The 21,562-nt window shown below is 70.9% G+C and carries 21 protein-coding genes; 18 read left to right on the forward strand and 3 right to left on the reverse strand.

Going from position 1 to position 21,562, the window contains the following annotated elements; translation table 11 throughout:
* The first annotated feature begins 6 nt into the window (after nucleotides 1–6).
* The 3 genes from HND91_RS07565 (at nucleotide 7) to HND91_RS07575 (ending at nucleotide 3,819) form a co-directional block, all read left to right on the forward strand.
* Complete coding sequence (locus tag HND91_RS07565) at nucleotides 7–669, forward strand: hypothetical protein (RefSeq protein ID WP_181705939.1); 663 nt, start codon at nucleotides 7–9, stop codon at nucleotides 667–669.
* 359 nt (nucleotides 670–1,028) lie between these two features.
* Nucleotides 1,029–2,444 carry a M16 family metallopeptidase gene (locus HND91_RS07570; RefSeq protein WP_181705940.1) on the forward strand — a complete coding sequence of 472 codons (1,416 nt, stop codon included), beginning with the start codon at nucleotides 1,029–1,031 and terminating at the stop codon, nucleotides 2,442–2,444.
* A gap of 46 nt (nucleotides 2,445–2,490) precedes the next feature.
* Complete coding sequence (locus HND91_RS07575; RefSeq protein ID WP_181705941.1) at nucleotides 2,491–3,819, forward strand: M16 family metallopeptidase; 1,329 nt, start codon at nucleotides 2,491–2,493, stop codon at nucleotides 3,817–3,819.
* A gap of 45 nt (nucleotides 3,820–3,864) precedes the next feature.
* Here the strand turns inward: HND91_RS07575 and HND91_RS07580 are convergent, their stop codons facing one another.
* Entirely contained in the window at nucleotides 3,865–5,436 is a 1,572-nt protein-coding gene (locus HND91_RS07580; protein ID WP_181705942.1) for an EAL domain-containing protein, read from the reverse strand.
* Between the two features lie 258 nt (nucleotides 5,437–5,694).
* Here HND91_RS07580 and HND91_RS07585 point away from each other — a divergent pair, with 258 nt between their 5' ends.
* The 13 genes from HND91_RS07585 to hisG all read left to right on the forward strand — a co-directional run bounded on the left by HND91_RS07585 (nucleotide 5,695) and on the right by hisG (nucleotide 17,669).
* Entirely contained in the window at nucleotides 5,695–5,889 is a 195-nt protein-coding gene (locus tag HND91_RS07585) for a heavy-metal-associated domain-containing protein (protein WP_181705943.1), read from the forward strand.
* Between the two features lie 140 nt (nucleotides 5,890–6,029).
* Complete coding sequence (locus HND91_RS07590; RefSeq protein ID WP_181705944.1) at nucleotides 6,030–7,403, forward strand: sigma-54-dependent transcriptional regulator; 1,374 nt, start codon at nucleotides 6,030–6,032, stop codon at nucleotides 7,401–7,403.
* A gap of 216 nt (nucleotides 7,404–7,619) precedes the next feature.
* On the forward strand, nucleotides 7,620–8,216 hold the full coding sequence (locus tag HND91_RS07595; protein WP_181705945.1) for a hypothetical protein: 597 nt from the start codon (nucleotides 7,620–7,622) through the stop codon (nucleotides 8,214–8,216).
* A 271-nt stretch (nucleotides 8,217–8,487) separates the two neighbouring features.
* Nucleotides 8,488–8,712, forward strand: a complete 225-nt coding sequence (locus tag HND91_RS07600) for a hypothetical protein (protein WP_181705946.1) — start codon at nucleotides 8,488–8,490, stop codon at nucleotides 8,710–8,712.
* A 100-nt stretch (nucleotides 8,713–8,812) separates the two neighbouring features.
* The gene (locus tag HND91_RS07605; protein WP_181705947.1) at nucleotides 8,813–9,301 is read left to right on the forward strand and encodes a GNAT family N-acetyltransferase; all 489 of its coding nucleotides are present in this window, start codon (nucleotides 8,813–8,815) and stop codon (nucleotides 9,299–9,301) included.
* Nucleotides 9,298–10,164, forward strand: coding sequence for a DMT family transporter (locus HND91_RS07610; protein WP_181705948.1), 867 nt, complete (start codon nucleotides 9,298–9,300; stop codon nucleotides 10,162–10,164). Before HND91_RS07605 ends, HND91_RS07610 begins: the two co-directional genes overlap by 4 nt.
* Nucleotides 10,165–10,332: 168 nt before the next feature.
* A complete protein-coding gene (groES, locus tag HND91_RS07615) occupies nucleotides 10,333–10,620 on the forward strand; it encodes a co-chaperone GroES (RefSeq protein ID WP_181705949.1) in 288 nt (95 codons plus the stop codon).
* Nucleotides 10,621–10,670: 50 nt separating this feature from the next.
* Complete coding sequence (gene groL / locus HND91_RS07620) at nucleotides 10,671–12,305, forward strand: chaperonin GroEL (protein ID WP_181705950.1); 1,635 nt, start codon at nucleotides 10,671–10,673, stop codon at nucleotides 12,303–12,305.
* A gap of 497 nt (nucleotides 12,306–12,802) precedes the next feature.
* Nucleotides 12,803–13,225, forward strand: a complete 423-nt coding sequence (locus tag HND91_RS07625; protein WP_181705951.1) for a DoxX family protein — start codon at nucleotides 12,803–12,805, stop codon at nucleotides 13,223–13,225.
* Nucleotides 13,226–13,438: 213 nt separating this feature from the next.
* Nucleotides 13,439–13,891, forward strand: coding sequence for a DUF427 domain-containing protein (locus HND91_RS07630; protein ID WP_181705952.1), 453 nt, complete (start codon nucleotides 13,439–13,441; stop codon nucleotides 13,889–13,891).
* Nucleotides 13,892–14,056: 165 nt separating this feature from the next.
* Nucleotides 14,057–15,550, forward strand: coding sequence for a histidine--tRNA ligase (hisS, locus tag HND91_RS07635; RefSeq protein ID WP_181705953.1), 1,494 nt, complete (start codon nucleotides 14,057–14,059; stop codon nucleotides 15,548–15,550).
* Entirely contained in the window at nucleotides 15,547–16,665 is a 1,119-nt protein-coding gene (locus HND91_RS07640; protein ID WP_181705954.1) for an ATP phosphoribosyltransferase regulatory subunit, read from the forward strand. The genes hisS and HND91_RS07640 overlap by 4 nt, the downstream gene beginning before the upstream one ends.
* A complete protein-coding gene (gene hisG / locus HND91_RS07645; protein WP_181705955.1) occupies nucleotides 16,662–17,669 on the forward strand; it encodes an ATP phosphoribosyltransferase in 1,008 nt (335 codons plus the stop codon). Before HND91_RS07640 ends, hisG begins: the two co-directional genes overlap by 4 nt.
* A gap of 346 nt (nucleotides 17,670–18,015) precedes the next feature.
* Here the strand turns inward: hisG and HND91_RS07650 are convergent, their stop codons facing one another.
* On the reverse strand, nucleotides 18,016–18,651 hold the full coding sequence (locus HND91_RS07650; RefSeq protein WP_181705956.1) for a DNA-3-methyladenine glycosylase I: 636 nt from the start codon (nucleotides 18,649–18,651) through the stop codon (nucleotides 18,016–18,018).
* 187 nt (nucleotides 18,652–18,838) lie between these two features.
* Nucleotides 18,839–19,513 (reverse strand): protein phosphatase CheZ, encoded by a 675-nt coding sequence (locus HND91_RS07655; protein WP_246329346.1) that lies wholly within the window; start codon nucleotides 19,511–19,513, stop codon nucleotides 18,839–18,841.
* Nucleotides 19,514–19,867: 354 nt separating this feature from the next.
* Here HND91_RS07655 and HND91_RS07660 point away from each other — a divergent pair, with 354 nt between their 5' ends.
* Together HND91_RS07660 and HND91_RS07665 are read left to right on the forward strand one after the other, a co-directional pair.
* The gene (locus HND91_RS07660) at nucleotides 19,868–20,581 is read left to right on the forward strand and encodes a DUF2927 domain-containing protein (RefSeq protein WP_181705958.1); all 714 of its coding nucleotides are present in this window, start codon (nucleotides 19,868–19,870) and stop codon (nucleotides 20,579–20,581) included.
* 194 nt (nucleotides 20,582–20,775) lie between these two features.
* Nucleotides 20,776–21,507 (forward strand): L,D-transpeptidase, encoded by a 732-nt coding sequence (locus tag HND91_RS07665; RefSeq protein ID WP_181705959.1) that lies wholly within the window; start codon nucleotides 20,776–20,778, stop codon nucleotides 21,505–21,507.
* Nucleotides 21,508–21,562: the final 55 nt, after the last annotated feature.

Genomic DNA, 21,562 nt, shown 5'->3' on the forward strand with positions numbered 1-21,562 from the left:
ATGATGATGATCGACTTGACGAAGCGTCTGGCCGCTGTGGCCGTCCTCGGCCTCAGCCTCGGCGCCTGCGCCGCCATGGGCACCACCGTCGCGGAGGACGACCCGGAGACGGAGCTGCCCACCCCGTCCATGGGCCGGTCGATCATGGAGAGCCTCGGCGCCGTGCCGTCGCGCCAGATGCCGATCAACTACAGCCCGCGCGCGCCGCTGGTGGTGCCGCCGTCGACCGCCGCCCTGGCGCCGCCGGAGGACCGCAACGCGGTCGCGGCCAACTGGCCGGTGGACCCGGAGGTGGAGACCGCCCGCCGCCTGCGCGAGGCCGACCGGCGCGCCGCCGCCCGCGCGGAGCGCAACGGCGAGGGCGAATCCGCCGCGATCCCGCCGTCGGAACTCCTGGCTACCCGCGTGACGCCGCGCACCGGTCCCGTGGACCCGCAGTTCTACGACGGCGAGCGCGACCCGGCCCAGCCCCTGCGGCCGAGCCAGCTGAAGGGCCCGCAGGTGTCGCTGTCGAGCGACGGCATCTACGACCAGTCCGGCACGCCGCGCCGGCGCGCCCTGGTGGAGCCGCCGGTGACCTACCTGCAGCCGGCCCCCAACGCGCCGATCTCGGAGCCGGAGCCGACCGGGCCGAAGAAGGGCATCTTCAACTGGTTCTCCGGGTCGTAAGCGTCGCCCGAGCCTGGAAAGTCCTGCGACGGCCCGCCCCGGTGGCGGGCCGTTTCGCGTTGCGGCGGGGTGGATGCGCGGGTGGTTCGCCTATGCGGACCATGACGATCGGGGCGTGGTGCGCCATCGCGCGTCTTGGCGACCGGGGCGTGCCGCGGGCACGGAACCGAGACCTGCGCGGGGCATCGGCGCGTGCGACGTCCGGGTCCCGGCGCGGCCGGCCGTCCCTCGATGACGAAATTGTAATCGCCGAAGCGGGGCGCGCCCCTATATTTCGCCACCATCGGCCCATCACCTGGGCGGAAAGCGCGGGCGTGCGGGGATCCGGCCCGGTCGTCCGCGCCGACAGGAGGATACTGATGGCGACTGCTCATGCTCTCCCGGCCGTGCCCGGCCCGGACCGTCGGTGGCGACCGCTCGCGGCGCTCGCCTTCGGGATCGGTCTCGCGCTGTCGGCGCCGGGACCGGCGCTGGCGGACGACCATGAGGCGCCGGTGATCGGCGCCGACGTGTCGAGCTTCACCCTCGACAACGGGTTGCAGGTCGTGGTGATCCCGGACCACCGGGCGCCGGTCGCCACCCACATGATCTGGTACAAGGTGGGCTCGGCGGACGAGCCGGCGGGCAAGTCGGGCATCGCCCACTTCCTGGAACACCTGATGTTCAAGGGCACCCGGACCCATCCGGAAGGCGAGTTCTCGCGGGTGATCGCCGAGATCGGCGGCGAGGAGAACGCCTTCACGAGCTACGACTACACCGCCTACTACCAGCGGGTCGCCAAGGAGAAGCTGCCGGTGATGATGGCCTACGAGGCCGACCGGATGCAGAACCTGGTGCTCAGCGACGAGAACGTCCGGCCGGAGCGGCAGGTGGTGCTGGAGGAGCGCTCCATGCGGCTCGACAGCGAGCCCGGCGCGATCCTGGCGTCCTCGCTCGACGCGGTGCTCTACCTGCAGCATCCCTACGGCATCCCGATCATCGGCTACGCGGACGAGATCTCCCGCCTGGAGAAGGAGGACGCGATCGCCTTCTACGACCGCTACTACACGCCCAACAACGCCATCCTGGTGGTGGCGGGCGACGTGGAGGCCGACGAGGTGCGCCGGCTGGCCGAGGACACCTACGGCAAGGTGCCGCGCCGCGCCGAGCCGCCGCCGCGGACGCGTCCGTTCGCGCCGGTGCTGGAGACGCCGCGGGAGGTGAGCCACGCGGACCCGAAGGTGAAGCAGGAGAGCGTGCAGGTGACCTGGCTCGTCCCGTCCTACCGGATCGCCAAGGACGGCGAGGCGGAGGCGCTGGACGTGCTGGCCGAGGCGGTCGGCGGCGGGTCGACGAGCCTCCTCTTCCGCGACCTGGTGATCGACAGGAAGCTCGCCACGGCCGCCGGCGTCGCCTACCAGGCGGACTTCCACGACCAGGCGCAGTTCACCCTCTACGCCGCCCCGCGCGACGGCGTTTCGCTGGAGACCATGCGGACGGAGCTCGTCGCCGCGTTCGAGCGGGCGATCGCAACGGGGCTGACGGACGAGGAGATCGCCCGGGCCAAGGCGCGGCTGGAGGCCGACACCATCTACGCCCAGGACAGCCAGCAGGCGCTCGCCCGGATCTTCGGCTCCACGCTGGCGACCGGCGGCACGGTGGAGGAGGTGAAGACCTGGCCGGCCGCCATCCGGGCCGTGGACCGGGCCGCCATCGAGGCGGCCGCCAAGGTGTTCGATCCGCGCCGGTCCGTGACCGGCTACCTGCGCCAGGCCGACCCCGAGCAGCGCTCCTGAGGCGCGCCCCGGTCCCCCGTCCCGACATGTCGAGGCAGCATCGCCGATGATCCCGTTTCCCTTCCGCTCCGCCCGGATCCGCACCGCCGTCGCGGGCGCCTTCCTTCTCGTCGCCTCCGCCCTCCCCTCCCCGGCCGCCGCCACCACGGTGACCGAGGTGGTGAGCCCGGGCGGCATCAAGGCCTGGCTCGTCTCCGACGACGCCGTGCCGCTCGTCGCCATGGGCTTCGCCTTCCGGGGCGGCGCCTCCCAGGATCCCGCCGGCAAGGGCGGGCTCGCCAACCTGATGTCGGGCCTTCTCGACGAGGGAGCGGGTGACCTCGATTCCGCCGCCTTCCAGCGCCGCCTGGAGGAGACCGCCGTCCGGATCGGGTTCGACGCGGACCGGGACAGCTTCTCCGGGTCGCTCGGCACGCTCTCCACCCGCAAGGACGAGGCGTTCGACCTCCTGGCGCTCGCCCTCACCCGGCCGCGCTTCGACGAGGAGCCGCTCGACCGCATCCGCACGCAGGTGACGGCCCGGATCCGCAGCCAGCAGACGGACCCGGAGACGATCGCCTCCAAGCTGTTCGCCGAGGCGACCTTCCCGGACCACCCCTATGGCCGGCCGCCGCAGGGGACCGAGGAGAGCGTGGCGTCGATCACCCGGGACGACCTCCTCGCCTGGCACAAGGCCCATATCGCCAAGGACAACCTGGTGATCGGCGTGGTCGGCGACATCACGGCGGAGGAGCTGAAGCCGCTGCTCGACCGCACCTTCGGCGGCCTGCCGGACACGGCGACCCAGGCGCCCGTGGCCGACGTGGTGCCCCGGACCGGCCAGCGGCTGACCGCGACGCTCGCCAACCCGCAGACGATCATCCGGTTCGGCGCGCAGGGCGTCACGCGCGACGACCCGGACTTCATGGCGGCCTATGTGGTGAACCACATCCTCGGCGGCGGCAGCTTCACGTCGCGGCTCTACGAGGAGGTTCGGGAGAAGCGGGGCCTCGCCTATTCGGTCTGGAGCGCCATCGCGACCTACGACCGGGCGGGCGTCTTCCTCGCCGGCACCTCCACCCGCGCCGACCAGGCGCCGGCGACCGTGGAGCTGATGACGGAGGAGATCCGCCGCATGGCCGAGGAAGGGCCGACCGAGAAGGAGCTGGCCGACGCCAAGACCTATCTGACGGGCAACTACGCGCTCCGGTTCGACAGCTCGGGCAAGATCTCGCAGCAGCTCGTGGGCCTGCAGCTCGACAACCTGCCGATCGACTACTTCACCAACCGCAACGCGCTCGTGGAGGCGGTGACGCTGGAGGACGTGAAGCGGGCGGCGAAGCGGATCCTCGGCTCGCCCCTGACGGTGATCACCGTGGGGCCGGCGGAAGGCTGAGCCGACCCGGCGAGGCGGGCGGCGCGCGGCCGCCCGCGCCTCGTCTCAGCGCCCGCCCGCCTTGGCGCCCGTCTTCGGGGCGCCGCCCTGGCCGGCGACCGGACCGGCCGGCTGGCCGAGGATTTCCGGCCGCACCTGCCGGGGAGCGGAGAACAGGTTGCCCTGGGCGAACCGGACGTCGAAGTCGAGAAGGTCGACCACCTGCGCCTCGGTCTCGATGCGGTCCACCACCAGCGTGTAGCCGGCGCGGCCCACGTGGCCGGCAAGGTCCGCCGGATGGATGTCGCCGGCGACGAAGGGCGCCCGGCCGAGGAGCCGGTCGGCGGAGACCTTGAGGCTGCGGAAGCCGATCTCGTGCAGGCGGGCGAGATCGAGGCGGGTGTCGGCGACGTTGTCGATGGAGAAGCGGTAGCCGTAGTCGGCAAGGCCGGCGAGGCTCTCCATCTCCAGGGGGCCGAGGTCGCGCACGGCCGCCTCGGTGAACTCGAATTGGACGAGATCCGCCATGGCGCGGTTCTGCACCAGGAAGGCCTGGAACTCGCGGAAGAAGGTCGGGTCCATGAGCGACTGGACCGACAGGTTGACGAAGATTCCGATGTCGCGGTTGCGCTGGGTCAGCCGCTTCAGGATCTGGAACGACCGGATCACCTGGAAGGTGTCGAGGCGGGAGACGACCCGCCGGGCCTCCGCGGCGGCCAGGAACTCGCCGGCCGGGATGAGGCGGCCGTCGTTGGCCCGAAGGCGGGTGAACACCTCGTAGTAGCGGACCTTGCGCTGGGGCAGCGTCACGATCGGCTGCAGGTGGACCTCGATCCGCTCGCCGCGGACGAGCGCCTCCACCTCCCGTTCGAACGGGCTCGGCATGCGGGCGGCCCCGGCTTCTGCGGCGCCGGGTGCGGCCTGGGGCGCGCCGTGGCCGGCGAGGAGCGAGCCGAGGCCGTGGGTGCGCGCCGGCTCGACGCGGGGCACCAGCGGTTCCGCCGGCATCACCGGCGGCGCCTCGTAGGCGCCGGCCGGCTGGTCGAACGGAGCGGAATAGGGCTCGTGAGCGGCGGCGTCCGGCGGGGCGGCGGGACGGGCCGCCGCGCACTGGGGCGGGAAGGCCTGCTGGGGCGGCTGGGCCTGCTGGGTCTCGGCGCGGGCGAGGCGGACGGCCTGGGCGGTCGCCTGGGGCGGCGCGAGGCGCGGCTGGTCGACCCGGGCGGAGACCTCGTCGAAGCGCCGCTCCATGCGGGTCTCCACGTCGGCGAGGGCGTCGGCCACCTGCTTCATCAGCCGGCCGATCACCTCCACCTCGGCGGCGAGCGGTTCGCTCTCCTCGCGGATGCGGTCGCCGAGACCGTTCTCCATGCGGGCGAGCCGGGACGCGACCGCGTCCACCTCGCTGTTCACGTCGCCGGCGACGGCGGAGATCTCCCGGATGCGGGTCTCCAGCCATTCCCGGTCCTGGCGGCGCTGCATCTGCACGTGGAGGAGCGCGAGGCCGAACAGCACGGCGAGCCCCAGCACGACCGCCTGGCCGAGGGAGAATCCGAACTGGACGTTCATGACGATGGTGAGTGAAACCGCTGTCACCACCATGGCAATGACGATGAGGATCGTCGACATACGGCTCATCGCCGCGCCACTCCGGGGTACGAGTCTTCGAATCAGCGGAAATGATGCGGGATTTTGAAAGTCTAAGCGACCGTTAACCGGGCCGAAACCCCGCTTGGACGCGGCCCGTGGCCGGCGAGCCGCATCCGCCGAAATACGGACCCGTCGGCCGCCGTTCCGGAAAGGGCTTGACCTTCCAGCCGCTGGAAGCCTCACAGTCCGCTCATTCCCATCCGGGCGTCGGACCCTGTCCGGCGCCCATCATCCGGAGACGTTCCCATGATCGAGCTGACAGTGACCGGCATGACCTGCGGCGGCTGCGTCAAATCCGTCGAGAAGGCGGTGAAGCGGACCGACGAGACGGCCGCCGTGACGGTGGACCTCGCCAGCGGGTCGGTGACCATCGACAGCAGCAAGCCGGCCGAAGCCTTCAAGTCGGCCATCGAGGCGGCGGGCTACGAAGTGGCCGCCTGACGACGCCCTCCGGTTGCCGGCACCCTCATGTGAATTGCACAGAGGCCCGCCGGCAACGGAATTTTTACCACGCGGCGGCAAGAGTGCGGGATGGACAGCGCGGAAGAAATCCGCGCTTCTCTCGCAAGGATTGCAATTCCATGGCTGCCGCACCGCGGTCTTCGCCGGCGCTACGCCTTCTTCTCGTCGATGCCGATCCCGCGGCACGCTCCGTTCTGAGGGCCGGCCTGGAAGCCCGCATCGCCCGCCCCCTGATGATCGTCGAGGCCGGTGAACCGGCGGCCGTCCGGGCCGTGGTGGGAGACCGCACGTTCGACGCCATGGCGGTGGACATCGGCACGCTGGGCGGCTTGCCGGCGTTCGAGGACCTGGTTCGCCGGTCGCCCAACGTGGCGGTGTACGCCATGGGCCCGGCGAGCGACGTGCGCGACGCGGTCGCCTCCGTGCAGGCCGGGGCGGCGGACTTCCTGGAGAAGCCCCTGGACGGCGCCGCCTTCGCGCGCCGGATCGAGCGGCTGTTCACGGCGGTGGAGCCGCCCGCGGCCGACGCCTTCGAGGGCCTCGTCGGCAAGAGCCAGGCCATGCACACGCTGGTGGACCAGATCGCCCGGATCGCGCCCTCCACGGCCCCCGTCTTCATCATCGGCGACAGCGGCACCGGCAAGGGCCTGGTGGCGCGCGCGGTGCACGCCCGGTCGCGTCGGCGCTCCGGGCCGTTCGTGCTCGTCGACTGCGCCGGGGACGACCGGGCCGACCTCGTCGGCGAACTGGCGGCGCCCGGCGGCGCCCTGGACAAGGCGGACGGCGGCACGCTGGTGCTGGACGAGATCGGCCGCCTGCCGGAGATGGTGCAGTCGCTGCTGCTGCGCGTGCTGGAATCCGGCGAGGTGGGCGGCGGCGCTGACCGGCGGAAGGTCGCCCCGCGCTTCGTCGCCACCACCAACCGGCGGCCGGACGACGTGTCCGGACCCGGCGGACTGCGGCCGGACCTCTATTTCCGCCTCGCGGTGCTGCCGATCCGAATGCCGCCGCTTTCGGAACGGCGGGACGACGTGCCGGCGCTCTGCGACGAGTTCCTGCGCCGGGCGGCGCGCGACCTGGGGGTGCGCCCGCCGAGGCTGGCGCCCGGGGCGGAGCGGCTGCTCCTGGACCGGCCCTGGCCGGGCAACGTGCGGGAACTGCGCAACTTCTGCGAACGGCTCGCCACGCTTCATGACGGCGCCCTCGTGACCGAGGACGCGGTGGCCGACCTGCTGGCGACCGTGCGGACGGCCCCGGTGGCGGCGGCGCCCGCCGCACCGGGCCGCATCGTGGTGCGGCCGCTCTGGATGGAGGAGGCGCGGATCATCGAGGAAGCCATCGAGGCCTTCGGCGGCAACGTGGCCCGGGCCGCGGCGGCGCTGGAGATCAGCCCGTCCACCATCTACCGCAAGCGGCGGGGCTGGGTGGACGATGAATCCGCGGCCGCCGAGGCGGCTGCCGACCCGGTCTGGCCGCGCGCCGGCTACGGCTGAAGCGCGGCATATCAACCTGACGACGGCGAGGGCTTGTGGTCGTTTTCGCAATGGGTAAGATGCGCAAGACCTGCTCGGGGTCCCCGGCCCCGTGAGCGTCGGCTCGTGCTGAGGCCGGACGATACGGTGCCTCAGCGTGCGGCCCTTCCCGCCCCCATGCCCCTTCCGCCGCGCCTCGTCCGCGCCGGCCCGCTCGTTGCGAGGACCCGTCGTCCCATGTCCGTTTCCGGCTTCGTCGGTCGTGCCGTTCTTGCCGTCGCCTTCGGTCTCTCCCTGTCTCCGATCGCGGTTTCGGCAGGCGAACTGGTGGACCGGGCAACCCGGGCCGAGGGGCTGCTCGCGGAAAAGAAGCCGGTCCAGGCCCTGGCCGAGGTGGAGGCCGCGTTTAACGCGGTCTGGGACCAGGCGCCGCTCAGCTTTTCCGAGGCCCTGTTCGTGACCGAGAAGCCGACCGGCTTCGGCATCTACACGGCGCGGCCGAACACGGTGTTCAGCCCGGGCGAAGACCTCTACGTCTACTCGGAGCCGTTCGGCTACGGCTACGGCCAGGACGGCGACATGTTCACGATCGGCTTCGACGCGGACTTCGAGCTGCGGACCGCCAAGGGCCAGATCCTGCATTCCCAGACCGGGTTCGCGGCGCCGGGCCTCACGACGCGCCGGCGGAACAAGGAATTCCAGGTGTTCATCACCTACAACTTCCAGGGCCTGCGACCGGGAGACTACGTGCTCGTCACACGGCTCCGGGACAAGAACTCCGACAAGGTCGGCAGCTTCGAACTGCCGTTCCAGGTCGCCGCCCCGGCGCCCTGACGCCTGATGCCCCGACGCGGCCCGTCCACAGGTCGGTCGATGGAGCCGCCCGCGCCCGGTGCATGGCACCTATGCGTTTCATGTATGAGAAACGGGCCATTAACGGCTTAAGCATCTGACGCGACTGGCGCTATGCTGCATCGCACGCGTTCCGTTCGCGATGCGGCGTGGTCCGGAGGTTAAGTTCCGTTAACACGGCGCGTGTTCGATCGAGGCGCGAGAGGCCGCGGGACCGCGTGGGGGTTCCGGGCATCGCCGACGGGGGACCGCCATGACCGTTCAACCGCAGCAGCGCGCCTTTCCCGATGACCTCGAGCCGATCGGCGCTCCGGTCCCGATGGATCTCTCGCCGGTTCCCGACGACGATCCGGAGGAGCGGGCGCGGCTCTACGCCGTGACGCGGCCGGCGAACCCGAAGCCCGGCTTCGAGACGCGGCCCGGCTTCTTGGCCACCCGCCGGTGGACGCTGTCGCTCGGCCGGTCGTTCCGGATCTGAAGTCGCCGGCTCGGCCGCAGCGGCGCGGCCAGGATTGGCGGAACGCCGGCGATCGGATAGATCTGCGGCGTCGCTGTCTCCGGCCTTCGGGTGCTTTCCCTTGTTCGCGTTTCCGATTCGTGACGCCGTCGACGGCGACGGCCCGCAGATCGCTGCCCTGATCGCGGCGGTGTTCTCCGAATATCCGGGTTGCCCGTTCGTGCCGGACGAGTTTCCGGAACTGCGGGCGCCGGCCAGCCACTACCGGCGGAAGGGCGGCGGGCTCTGGGTGATGACCGGACCCGAGGGCGAGGTGGTCGGCTCGGTCGCCCTGTCGCGGGTGGACGGCGGGCCGGCGTTCGAGATCAACAAGGTCTATCTGGCGTCCGGCCTGCGAGGCGGCGGCCACGCCCACCGGCTGATGGAGACGGCGGAGGCCGCGGCGCTGGCCGGCGGCGGGACCGAACTGCGCCTGTGGACCGACACGCGCTTCACCCGCGGACATGCCTTCTACGAGAAGCTCGGCTTCCGGCGACTGCCGGTCGTGCGCTATCTGGCCGACGCGACCAGGGCCTGGGAATTCGCCTACGTGCGGGCGATCGCCCGATGAAGACGCTCGCCTCGCCCATGCCGGTGATGGCGGCGGTGTTCGCCGTCGCGGTGCTCTCCACCATGGACGCGGCCATCAAGGCCGTCAGCGTGGCGCATCCGACCGGGCAGGTGGTGTTCCTGCGCTACCTCGCAGGCTTCGCGGCGCTCGCCTTGGTCAGCCTGCTGCCGCGGGCCGGCCGGCCGACCCTCGGCACCTTCCAGCGGGCGGCGGTGCGGGCGCTGTTCATCCTCGCCACGGCCTTCCTGTTCTTCAAGACGCTGACGCTGCTGCCGCTCGCCGAGGCCGTGGCGGTGAGCTTCACGGCGCCCTTCTTCATGGTGTTCGCGGCCCGCATCCTCCTGAAGGAGGCGGTGCCGCGCTCCGCCTGGGTGGCGATCTCGATCGGCTTCTCCGGCGTGCTCGTGATGCTGGCGGGCAGGCTCCAGGCCGGCGAGGCGCTCGGCGGCGATCCGGTCGGCTACGTGACCGGGATCGCGTGCTCGGTCACCTACGCGATCGCCATGGTGATGACCCGCAAGGACAGCGGGCACGACCCGGTGCTGGCCCTGGTGCTGGCGCAGAACGCCACCGCGGCGCTCTATTCGCTGCCGCTGGCGGTGTTCGTCTGGACGCCGCCGACCGAGGCGACCGTCCTCCTCTTCGTCGCCATCGGGGCGCTCGGCACGGCCGGCCACCTCGCCTTCGCGTGGGCCTATGCGCACGCGCCGACCGCGCGGCTGGCGCCGATCGAATACACCGGCTTCCTGTGGGCCGGCGTGTTCGGCGTCGTGTTCTTCGGCGAATTCCCGACGGTCTGGACCTTCCTCGGCGCCGCCCTGATCGTCGGCGCCTGCCTGATGGTGTTCCGCAAGACCGGCTGAAACGACCGCCGGACTCGCGATCATGCGCGCCGCCCCCATTGACAGCGGTTCCGGCTCAGCCTATCTCCGGCGTGCCTGGCACTCACCTCGGGTGAGTGCTAACACGGCACACCATTCCACCGGCGGCTCCGATCAGGCCGCCGAAGTGCTTGAGAGGAGCGACAGCCCATGACTTTCCGTCCGCTGCACGACCGCGTCGTCGTCCGCCGGCTCGAGTCCGAGGAGAAGACGGCCGGCGGCATCATCATCCCGGACACCGCCAAGGAGAAGCCGCAGCAGGGCGAAGTCGTCGCCGTCGGCCCGGGCGCCCGGGACGAGAGCGGCAAGGTGAACCCGCTCGACGTGAAGGCTGGTGACAAGGTTCTGTTCGGCAAGTGGTCGGGCACCGAAGTCAAGATCGATGGTCAGGACCTCCTGATCATGAAGGAATCCGACATCCTGGGCATCGTGGGCTGAACGCCGACCGACACCCGTTTCGGAAACAACTCTCATTCAGGATCAACGACATGGCTGCCAAGGAAGTAAAGTTCTCCTCCGACGCGCGCGACAAGATGCTGCGCGGCGTCGACATCCTCGCCAACGCGGTGAAGGTCACCCTCGGCCCGAAGGGCCGTAACGTCGTCATCGAGAAGTCCTTCGGCGCTCCGCGCATCACCAAGGACGGCGTCTCCGTCGCCAAGGAGATCGAGCTCGACGACAAGTTCGAGAACATGGGCGCCCAGATGGTGCGCGAAGTGGCCTCGAAGACCAACGACATCGCGGGCGACGGCACCACCACCGCCACCGTGCTGGCCCAGTCCATCGTCAAGGAAGGCGCCAAGGCCGTCGCGGCCGGCATGAACCCGATGGACCTGAAGCGCGGCATCGACCTCGCCGTTACGGCCGCCATCGCGGACCTCAAGTCCCGCTCCAAGAAGATCTCCACCTCGGCCGAAGTGGCCCAGGTCGGCACCATTTCGGCGAACGGCGAGGCCGAGATCGGCCAGCTCATCGCCGAGGCGATGCAGAAGGTCGGCAACGAGGGCGTCATCACGGTCGAGGAAGCCAAGACCGCCGAGACCGAGCTCGAGACCGTCGAGGGCATGCAGTTCGACCGCGGCTACCTGTCGCCGTACTTCGTGACCAACGCCGAGAAGATGGTCGCGGACCTGGACGACCCGTACATCCTCATCCACGAGAAGAAGCTCTCCAACCTGCAGGCCATGCTGCCGGTGCTGGAAGCCGTCGTGCAGTCGTCCCGTCCGCTGGTGATCGTCGCCGAGGACGTGGAGGGCGAGGCTCTGGCCACGCTCGTCGTCAACAAGCTCCGCGGCGGCCTCAAGGTCGCGGCCGTCAAGGCGCCGGGCTTCGGTGACCGCCGCAAGGCCATGCTGGAGGACATCGCGATCCTCACCGGCGGCCAGGTGATCTCGGAAGACCTCGGCATCAAGCTCGAGAACGTGACCCTGCAGATGCTGGGCCGCGCCAAGAAGGTCTCCATCACCAAGGAGAACACCACGATCGTCGACGGCGCCGGCGCGACCGCCGAGATCGAGGGCCGCGTGGCGCAGATCAAGGCGCAGATCGAGGAGACCACCTCGGACTACGACCGCGAGAAGCTGCAGGAGCGTCTGGCCAAGCTGGCGGGCGGCGTCGCCGTCATCCGCGTGGGCGGCTCCACCGAGGTCGAGGTGAAGGAGCGCAAGGACCGCGTCGACGACGCCCTGAACGCCACCCGCGCCGCGGTCGAGGAAGGCATCGTCCCGGGCGGCGGCACCGCTCTCCTGCGCGCCAAGAAGGCCGTGGAGCAGCTGACCTCCGACAACCCGGACATCAAGGCCGGCATCAAGATCGTGCTCCGCGCCCTTGAGTCCCCGATCCGCCAGATCGCCGAGAACTCCGGCGTGGAAGGCTCGATCGTGGTCGGCAAGGTGCAGGAGCTCGGCGACACGTTCGGCTTCGACGCCCAGAACGAGACCTACGTGGACATGATCGCCGCCGGCATCATCGACCCCACCAAGGTCGTCCGCACCGCGCTCCAGGACGCCGCTTCGGTGGCCGGCCTGCTCGTCACCACCGAGGCGATGATCGCCGAGCTGCCGAAGGACAAGCCCGCCATGCCCCCGATGGGCGGCGGCGGCATGGGCGGCATGGACTTCTGAGGACGTCCGGACGCCATCGTCCGATCCAGGGAAAGCCGGGCCTCGCGCCCGGCTTTTTCCGTTTGGGCGGGGCATGAGGCGGGGCACGACTTCGTCGTCCCGGCGAAGGCCGGGATGACGGTGAGGGGGTTGATGACGGTGGTGGAGTGTGGGGCGTTGGAGGGCGCGGGTTGTGCGCGCGGTGCGGCCACGGCGCGACCCCGTCATCCCGGCGAAGGCCGGGATCCAGCCGACGGGAGGTTCGTCCGCGTCCGTTGGCGGGGTTTCGGGGTCGGTTGGATCCCGGCTTTCGCCGGGATGACGGTGAAGGCGTGATGACGGTGGTGGGTGTGGGCCGTGGCGGGGGCGGTGCGAGGGTGGGGTGGGTGGTCGCGTGATTGTTCCGCCGGCGGTGAACGTCATGTGCAACACTGGCTGGCTAGTGCGGTGATCGGGAGACAGTTAAGTTTGGCTCAAGACCGGCGGCAATCGCCGGAGACCGAACCGGAGACCCCCTCATGACCCAGCTCACCGCCCCCGCCCTGCTCGCCGCCCGCGTGCTCCTCTCGCTCATCTTCATTCTGTCCGGCTTCCAGAAGATCACCGGCTACGCCGGGACGGTCGGCTACATGGAAGCCATGGGCGTGCCCGGCGCCCTGCTGCCGCTCGTCATCCTGACGGAGCTCGGCGGCGGTCTCGCCATCCTGGTCGGGTTCCAGACCCGCATCGCCGCCATCCTGCTCGCCGGCTTCACGGTGATCGCCGGCTACCTGTTCCACTACGTGGCGATCACCGGCGCCGACCCGATGGCCGACATGATGCAGCAGATCATGTTCATGAAGAACGTGACGATCGCCGGCGGCTTCCTGGCCCTCTTCGCCTCCGGCGCCGGCGCCTGGTCGCTGGACGCCCGCCGCGGCCGGGAACTCGTCACCGTCTGAGCCGGACCAACCGGCCGGTCATGCCACCGCTGACGAACGAGGCCGCTCCGGTTGATCCGGGGCGGCCTTTCTCGTCAGATCTACGGACCGTCGAAACGAAGTGTTGGGTAAGGCACAGAGGATCGTTTGTTGGTCCGACAAATTCGTGGAACCCTAGGCCGTCGAGAAAAACGACAAGACCAGCCGTCTCGACCTTTGGAGCCTGACCGGCCGATGACTCTCCTGCCTCGTGAAGACGTGAACGACTTCCCAACCATTCCCCACCTGGAGCGCGTGCTTTGGCCAGTGGTGGTGCGGCACAAGGGCGAGCGCATCGCCGCCAGCCTCAACGCCTGGCGCCTCCTGGAGAAGGGCAAGCCGCCCGTGGTGCTGGTGCCGCCGGAGGACGTGACCCGGTTCCTGGTCTCGCCGTCGAACCGGGTGGACGTGGGCGACGGGCTCGGTCTCCTGGTGTTCCACGACGTGATCGTGGGTCGCGAGATCGTCCAGAACGCCGCCTGCACGGTGACGTCGCCGCCGCCGGAGATGACGGACATCGCGAACCACTACGCCTTCTCGCCCGACCTCCTGGACCACTGCAGCGTGGCCGGCGTGGAGGCCCTGGGCGAAGGGGGCTGCACGGGCTCCTGGCGGATGCCGAACCTGACCGACGCCAAGGCGGCCTGACCGGCCCGGCCGATCGGGCTCGGACGGGGCGCCGGCGGGGCCCTCCGGCCCGCGCGCAACCTTGCTCCCGTCCCCTGTTTCGTCTACCAAGCCGGCGCACGCCCGCGCCGGCGGCCTGCCGGCCGCGGGGACCCGTTCGCCCACCGCGACCCAGAGCCTGAACCGATGTCGGACCTCCTCAACGCGCGCCTGCCGCGCGGCTTCGTCGACCGCACCCCCGCCGACCTGAAGGCGGCGCACCGGATGCTGGAGACGATCCGACACGTGTACGAGCTCTACGGCTTCGAGCCGGTGGAGACGCCGCTGATCGAATACACGGACGCGCTCGGCAAGTTCCTGCCGGACCAGGACCGGCCGAACGAGGGCGTGTTCTCGTTCCAGGACGACGACGAGCAGTGGCTGTCGCTGCGCTACGACCTGACGGCGCCGCTCGCCCGCTATTTCGCCGAGAACAACGAGCGGCTGCCGAAGCCCTACCGCAGCTATCGCGCCGGCTGGGTGTTCCGCAACGAGAAGCCCGGCCCCGGCCGCTTCCGCCAGTTCATGCAGTTCGACGCGGATACCGTGGGCGCCCCGTCGGTGGCGGCCGACGCGGAGATCTGCATGATGGCGGCCGACACCATGGAGGCGCTCGGCATCCAGCGCGGCGACTATGTGATCCGGGTGAACAACCGCAAGGTCCTCGACGGCGTGATGGAGGCGATCGGGCTCGCCGGCGACGCTCACGCGGGCACGCGGCTGACGGTGCTCCGGGCCATCGACAAGCTGGACAAGATCGGGGTGGAGGGCGTGCGCGACCTCCTCGGCAAGGGGCGGCTTGATCCGTCGGGGGATTTCACGAAGGGCGCCGGGCTCGGGGACGCGGAAGCCGCCCTGGTGCTCGGATTCGTGGACGCCGGCAAGACGACCCTGGGCGAGACGCTGGCGGCGCTTCGCGGCCTGATCGAGGCGAGCCCGAAGGGGCTGGAGGGCGTGGACGAACTCGCCCTCATCGGCGCGCTGGTCGACGCGGCCGGCTACGGCGACCGGGTGAAGATCGATCCGTCCGTGGTGCGCGGCCTGGAATACTACACCGGGCCCGTGTTCGAGGCCGAGCTGACCTTCGAGGTTCTGGACACCGACACCGGCCAGCCGGTGCGGTTCGGCTCGGTCGGCGGCGGCGGGCGGTATGACGGGCTGGTGGGCCGCTTCCTGAAGGAGCCGGTGCCGGCCACCGGCTTCTCCATCGGCGTGTCGCGCCTGATGGCGGCGCTCACCCGGCTCGGCAAGCTGGGCGCCGGCGAGGTGGCGGGCCCGGTGGTGGTGCTGGTGATGGACAAGACGCCGGAGGCGCTGGCGGACTACCAGGGCATGGTGGCGGAGCTGCGCCGGGCGGGCATCCCGGCCGAGATGTATCTCGGCGCGTCCGGCATGAAGGCGCAGATGAAGTATGCGGACCGGCGGAACGCCCCGGCGGCGGTGATCGTCGGCAGCAACGAACGGGCGGCCGGCAAGGTGCAGATCAAGGACCTGGCGCTCGGCAAGGCCCTGTCGGCCGGCATCACCGACAACGCCCAGTGGCGCGCCGAGCGGCCCGCCCAGCAGGAGGTGGACCGGGCGGACCTGGTAGCGGCGATCCGCGCCATCGTGGACGCCACGGCCGAGGGCGGCCTGCCATGAGCGAGCCGCTGGCCCCCGCGCTCGCGGTGTTCCGCGACGCCGGCTTCACCCCGGTGGACGTGCCGGTTCTCCTGCCCATGGAGGACTTCGTGCGCATCTCCGGCGAGGAGTTCCGCCGGCGCATCTTCGTGACCACGGACAACCGGGGCGCGGAATACTGCCTGAGGCCGGAGTTCACCATCCCGGTCTGCCGCCAGCGGCTCGCCGTCGACCCGGCCGGCGGGCGCTTCTCCTATTCGGGCCGGATCTTCCGCAACGGCAGGCCGGGCGAGGCGGACGAGGTGTGGCAGATCGGCGTGGAGGTGATCGGCGCCCATGACGCCGCCGCCGAGGACGCCGCCGCGCTCGCCCTGTCGCTGGACACGTGCCGGGCGCTCGGGCTCGGCCGCGCGACGGTGCAGGTGGGCGACGTGGGCCTGTTCACCGCGCTCCTCGACGCGCTCGCCGTGCCGGCCGCCTGGAAGCGGCGGCTGACCGCGCTCTTCGGCGATCCGGTGCGGGTGATCGAGACCCTGTCGCACATGGCGGACGCGCGGCCGGGCTTCGCCGACTTCACCGACCACGGCGCCATCATCACCGCCCTCTCCCGCTTCCCGGCGGAGCAGGTGGGGCAGCTCTTCGCCGACATCCTGTCCATCGCGGGGGTGAAGACCGTGGGCGGCCGCACCACCGGCGAGATCGCCGAACGGGTGCTGGAGCAGGCGCTGCTGGCGGCCGAGGACGTGATCCCCGAGACGCACGCGACCGCCATCCGCGACCTTCTCGCCATCGAGGCGGACCTTGCGACGGCGGCCGACGCCCTCGACGGCCTGTCGGCGCGGCTCGGCCGGCCGGCCCGGTTCGACGCGGCGGTCGCCCTGTTCCGGACCCGCGCCGGCCGGCTCGCCGACCGGCAGGGCGACACGGCGATCCGGTTCTCGGCCGCGTTCGGGCGCAAGCTCGGCTACTACGACGGGTTCGTGTTCGACGTGTTCGATCCGGCTCGGCCGGAGATCGGCCAGGTGGCGGGCGGCGGGCGCTACGACGGGCTGCTGGCCGGGTTCGGCGCCGCGCCCGGCTCCCGCGCCGTGGGGTTCGCCGTGTGGACGGAACGCCTGCCGGGAGGAAACCCATGAGCGCGCCGCTCGTCGTCGCCGTGCCGTCCAAGGGGCGGTTGCAGGAGCAGACGCTCGCCTTCTTCGACCGCTCGGGCCTGCCGGTGCGGCAGGCGCGCGGCGCGCGCGACTATTTCGCCAGCGTCGCCGGCCTGCCGGACGCCACCATCCAGTTCCGCTCCGCCTCGGAGATCGCCCGCGAGGTGGGCGCCGGCTCGGTGCACCTCGCCGTCACCGGCATGGACCTTCTGCACGAAACCCTCGGCGGCGCGCAGGACGAGATCCGCCCGGGCGACAGCCTCGACGACCAGGCCCCCTCCCCCGCCCACGTGGTGACGCGGCTCGGGTTCGGGCACGCCAACGTGGTGGTGGCCGTGCCGCAGGCCTGGCTCGACGTGGCCACGATGGCCGACCTCGCCGACGTGGCCGCCCGCTTCCGGCTGAAGCACCACCGGCCCATGCGGGTGGCGACCAAGTACGTCTCGCTCACCCGCCGCTTTCTCACCGGCCACGGGGTGCACGACTACCTGATCGTGGAAAGCCCGGGCGCCACGGAGGGCGCGCCGGCCGCGGGGAGCGCGGAGCTGATCGTGGACATCACCTCCACGGGCCAGACCCTGGTGGAGAACGGGCTGAAGGTGATCGACGACGGCGTGATCATGCGGTCCGAGGCGGCGCTGGTGGCGTCGCTGGCGGCGGACTGGTCGGACAAGGCCCGCGCGGCCGCCCGCACCATGCTGACGCGGATCGCCGCCGACGCCCGCGCCCGGTCGGTCAAGATGGTGGAGGCCTCGCTGGAGCCGACGGCGGAGCGCCTCGCGGCGGTCGCCGCCCGGTTCGGCGCGACGCCGCCGTTCGACGGCCTGCCGACGCCGCTCGTGCTCCTGTGCCCGGCGAAGGCGGTCCACCCGCTGTCGGCCTGGCTGCTGGAGGAAGGCGCCCGGACGGTGACCGTGCGCGGCGTGGACTATGTGTTCGAGGCGGAGAACGCGCTCTACGACGACCTCGCCCGCCGTCTCGACTGACGGGTGGCGCCAGAAACAAGGAAGGCCGCGGTTCCGGGGGGAAACCGACGGCCTTCGTGTGGACGCCGCGATCGGGGTAGCGGCGGCCGAAGAGACAGGATCGGGTTGGATGCGAGCGATCGGGGTAGCCCGGCATCCATCTTGTCTCGTGGATGTTACGGGGGCTTCATCGGGCCGGATCACCGGTGCGCGATTTTTTTGTCGGCCGCGAGGAGCCGTTCCGGCGAGGACGACGGCGCGGCTGATCCGCCCGGGTGACGGTCAGGGCGGCGCCGACGTCGGTTTGGAGCCGCCGCATCCGCGCACGATCCGCCGCCGCACGCCGGGACGGCGGCCGGCGATCGCGTCAGCGCACGGGTTTGTGGAAGCGCGCCCTCGCCTCGGCGCAGGCCGCGCGGCAGGGGCAGCCCTCCAGGTGATCGTTGACGAGGCCCATGGACTGCATGAAGGCGTAGACCGTGGTGGGGCCGACGAAGGTCCAGCCGCGTTCGCGGAGCGCCTTGGAGAGGGCCGCGGAGGCCGGCGTGGTGGGGTTGGCCGTGAGCGTCGGCTTGTCGAACACGGCCGGCCGATCGGCCGGGTCCGGCTCGAAGCGCCACAGGAAGGCGGCGAGGGACTCGCCGGTCTCGTCGCGCAGAGCGCGGGCGCGGCGGGCGTTGTTAATGGTGGAGACGATCTTGCCGCGATGGCGCACGATGCCGGCGTCGGCGACGAGGCGTTCCACGTCGGCGTCGCCGAACTCGGCCACGGCCTCGATCGAGAAGCCGGCGAAACCCTGACGGAAAGCGTCGCGCTTCTTCAGGATGGTGAGCCAGGACAGGCCGGACTGGAAGCCCTCCAGGCAGAGCTTCTCGTAGAGCCGGTCGTCGTCGCCGACCGGGCGGCCCCATTCCTCGTCGTGGTAGCGCTGGTAGATGGGCTCCGCGCCAGCCCACCAGCATCGCACGACGCCGTCCGCCCCGGTCACCAGTCCGTCGATCATCGCCCCCTCCCCCCGTCGGTCCGGCCACAGGTCATCAGGCGGCCCGGACAGGGTCTGTCATCAGCGTCCGCTGGAGCAAACTCCGATCACGTTGCCCCACCTGATCGCCGAGAGGATGCTCCAGCGTGTCGTACCTGGAGCGAAAAAGGGGGCCGGTCGCCCGCCCCCGGAGTCGGTTGCGGATCGATCAGGCGAACAGGGCGTCGATGTCGTCCTGGCTGGCGACGCCGGCGGCTTCCGGCAGGGCCGGGCCGTTGAGGAGGGCGGCGTCGCCGACGCGGCGGAGCGATTCGTCGGCCTCGATGGTGTCGAAGGTCTCCATGCCGCCCCAGATCTCCATCATCCGGTTGACCCGGTCCTCGATGAAGCGGAGCACATTGACGACCTTGGTGATGCGCTGGCCCGTGAGATCCTGGAAATTGCAGGCCTCGAAGACGGTGAGCACCTTCTCCTGGATGTCGGCGGCAAGCTGCTGGTCCTGGCCCTTCAGGCGGGCGGACAGGGTGTTGGCGGCGTCGTCGATCGATTCGGCCGCGGACAGGATCGCCTCGGTGGCGCTCTCCGTGCCGCCGACCACCGCGTCCAGCTCGTCGGTGACGCGGCTCATCTCCTGGCCCTTGAAGCCGGAGACGTGCAGGCTGGCGATCTCGCGCTTGGTCCGGCTGATGGCCTCCTGGATCTCGTCCAGCTCGGCCTTCATCTTCATGGCTTCGACGGTCTGCTGGCGGAAGTCCTCGATGATCTCGCGGCTCACTTCCTTCTGGGGCTGAACCAGCCTGCGCAGCTCGGCGATTTCGCGGAGTATCTCGTCGGCCTTTCCGTCCACCGCGCCTCCGGCGGCCCTGGCGGCAGATAGTCCCATCAGTTCTTCGACCCGGTATGCCTTTCGGCCCGCTGACATGACGTATTCCCCTCGGACACTGGACCGGGACACTAACCGTCCGAGGTTAACAACGGGTTTGGCAGCTTTTCCGTATGCTCTCTGCATACATCGTAGGTCGAAGGCTAAACCGATTGAACGACCGGACGCCTGCCGGTAAACTCCCCGTTACCAGGTCCGTGAAGACGCGATAACGCGCGGCGGGCGGCATGCGGCCGGAGGACGGTCGCCGGCGGGGGACCCTTTATGATCGGAATGATCGGACGGCTTTTCAGAGTCGGTCCGGCGGGCGGAAAGCACGTCGATCGTCCTATGCGTACCGGCGCTTCGGGCCGGATGCTTCTTCTTCTGGCGACGAGCCTCCTGGCCGCGATGACGGCCGTTCCGAGCGCCGCCTCGGCGTCTCCCCTCAAACCCTTCAGCGACCGGGACCTGGCGACCGGCTTTCTGGCAACCGTGTTCGGCCTGGAGCACGGCGCGGCCGGCGCCGGCATGGTGAAGAAGTTCAACGGGCCGGTCCGGTTCGAGATCGCCATCCATTCGGCCATCGACCGGGAGGCGGATGTCGCCCGCTTCGTGCGCCAGCTGCCCCGGATGGTGCGCGGGCTCGACGCCCGGCTCGCCCGGAGCGGCGAGGACGCCAACTTCAAGATCGTGGTCGTCGACCGGGATTCCTATGTGAAGCGGGCGAGGCTGGACGCCTTCTCCAGCGCGTTCGCCCGGGTGCCCGGCAACTGCATGGTCAAGGTGGACTTCAGCCCCTCGGGCATTCGCCGCGCCACGGCGGTGATCGTCTCCGACAACGGGGAGGCGCTGTTCCGCCGCTGCATGGTGGAGGAGATCCTGCAGGGTCTCGGCCCGATGAACGACGATCCGCGCCTCGGCTCGAGCGTCTTCAACGACCGGTCGCCGCACGCGCGCTTCATGCCGTTCGACCGGGCGATCATCTCCATGCTCTACGACGGGCGGGTGCGCCACGGCGCGTCCCGGACGGAGGTGCTGGCCCTGCTGCCGGACCTGATCCGCTCGGCCCGGGCCGCGGTGCGCTGACGGGGCGCTGACGGGGCGCTGACGGGGCGGCGGCCCGGGCGGGCCGCCGTTGACGCTTCATTCACCATGACGGCAGATCCGGACAAGTCTCCTCGTTCGGGACGGATTCGATTCACCATTTCGGCCCGGCCGCGGCCTTAGACTTCCAGGCAGTGTTCCGCCGCCCCCGCGGCGATGCGTCTGTCGAGGATGTCATGCGTCTTCCGAGCCTTCTTGCCTGTGCGGTCGCCACGGTCGCGGCCGTCTTCTGCGGCGAGGCCGCCGCGCAGAGCGGGCGCTACGCGACCCCGCCGCCGATCGTGCTGTCGCCGAACCTGACCGAGCCGTGGGTGACGCAGCTCCGCCCCGGCGATCGGCCGATCTACCGCAAGGAGCCGCGCTCCAGCGCCCGCGTGCGCCGCCTGCCGACGCCGGAGATCGAGATCACGCCGGCCGCCGCCCAGGCGGCGCCGAAGACGCTGCATCCGTCGCAGCGGCCGATCGCGGAGCAGTTCCTGCCGACGCTCGTGACCTACGACGGCCCGCACGCGCCCGGCACCGTGGTGATCGACACCAACAGCCGGCACCTCTACCTGGTGGAAGCCGGCGGCATGGCGCGCCGCTACGGCGTGGGCGTGGGGCGGCCGGGGTTCGAATGGGCCGGCACCCACCGGGTGACGCGCAAGGCGGAATGGCCCGCCTGGGTGCCGCCTCCGGAAATGCGCCAGCGCCAGCCCTACCTGCCGGCGCGCATGGAGGGCGGTCCGAAGAATCCGCTCGGCGCCCGCGCGCTCTATCTCGGTTCCACGCTCTACCGCATCCATGGCACGTCGGAGCCCTGGACGATCGGCTCGGCCGTGTCGTCCGGCTGCATCCGCATGCGCAACGAGGACGTGATCGACCTCTACGGCCGCGTGCCGGTGGGCGCCCGCGTGGTGGTGATGTGACGACGAGGCCCGGCGGGTGGCCGCCGGGCCGTTGCTTCCGCGCCGGAGGGGCAGC

Source organism: Chthonobacter rhizosphaerae (assembly GCF_013839525.1).
Taxonomy (GTDB): domain Bacteria; phylum Pseudomonadota; class Alphaproteobacteria; order Rhizobiales; family Pleomorphomonadaceae; genus Chthonobacter; species Chthonobacter rhizosphaerae.

Bases quoted from the DNA above. Each gene is read 5' to 3' on its own strand.
- HND91_RS07595 (WP_181705945.1), top strand. From the start codon at position 7,620: ATGTCCGTTTCCGGCTTCGTCGGTCGTGCCGTTCTTGCCGTCGCCTTC.
- HND91_RS07580 (WP_181705942.1), bottom strand. From the start codon at position 5,436: ATGAGCCGTATGTCGACGATCCTCATCGTCATTGCCATGGTGGTGACA.
- groL (WP_181705950.1), top strand. From the start codon at position 10,671: ATGGCTGCCAAGGAAGTAAAGTTCTCCTCCGACGCGCGCGACAAGATG.
- HND91_RS07575 (WP_181705941.1), top strand. From the start codon at position 2,491: ATGATCCCGTTTCCCTTCCGCTCCGCCCGGATCCGCACCGCCGTCGCG.
- HND91_RS07655 (WP_246329346.1), bottom strand. From the start codon at position 19,513: ATGGGACTATCTGCCGCCAGGGCCGCCGGAGGCGCGGTGGACGGAAAG.
- HND91_RS07590 (WP_181705944.1), top strand. From the start codon at position 6,030: ATGGCTGCCGCACCGCGGTCTTCGCCGGCGCTACGCCTTCTTCTCGTC.
- HND91_RS07585 (WP_181705943.1), top strand. From the start codon at position 5,695: ATGATCGAGCTGACAGTGACCGGCATGACCTGCGGCGGCTGCGTCAAA.
- HND91_RS07625 (WP_181705951.1), top strand. From the start codon at position 12,803: ATGACCCAGCTCACCGCCCCCGCCCTGCTCGCCGCCCGCGTGCTCCTC.
- HND91_RS07650 (WP_181705956.1), bottom strand. From the start codon at position 18,651: ATGATCGACGGACTGGTGACCGGGGCGGACGGCGTCGTGCGATGCTGG.
- HND91_RS07665 (WP_181705959.1), top strand. From the start codon at position 20,776: ATGCGTCTTCCGAGCCTTCTTGCCTGTGCGGTCGCCACGGTCGCGGCC.
- HND91_RS07600 (WP_181705946.1), top strand. From the start codon at position 8,488: ATGACCGTTCAACCGCAGCAGCGCGCCTTTCCCGATGACCTCGAGCCG.
- hisS (WP_181705953.1), top strand. From the start codon at position 14,057: ATGTCGGACCTCCTCAACGCGCGCCTGCCGCGCGGCTTCGTCGACCGC.
- HND91_RS07630 (WP_181705952.1), top strand. From the start codon at position 13,439: ATGACTCTCCTGCCTCGTGAAGACGTGAACGACTTCCCAACCATTCCC.
- HND91_RS07610 (WP_181705948.1), top strand. From the start codon at position 9,298: ATGAAGACGCTCGCCTCGCCCATGCCGGTGATGGCGGCGGTGTTCGCC.
- groES (WP_181705949.1), top strand. From the start codon at position 10,333: ATGACTTTCCGTCCGCTGCACGACCGCGTCGTCGTCCGCCGGCTCGAG.
- HND91_RS07565 (WP_181705939.1), top strand. From the start codon at position 7: ATGATCGACTTGACGAAGCGTCTGGCCGCTGTGGCCGTCCTCGGCCTC.
- HND91_RS07570 (WP_181705940.1), top strand. From the start codon at position 1,029: ATGGCGACTGCTCATGCTCTCCCGGCCGTGCCCGGCCCGGACCGTCGG.
- hisG (WP_181705955.1), top strand. From the start codon at position 16,662: ATGAGCGCGCCGCTCGTCGTCGCCGTGCCGTCCAAGGGGCGGTTGCAG.
- HND91_RS07640 (WP_181705954.1), top strand. From the start codon at position 15,547: ATGAGCGAGCCGCTGGCCCCCGCGCTCGCGGTGTTCCGCGACGCCGGC.
- HND91_RS07660 (WP_181705958.1), top strand. From the start codon at position 19,868: ATGCTTCTTCTTCTGGCGACGAGCCTCCTGGCCGCGATGACGGCCGTT.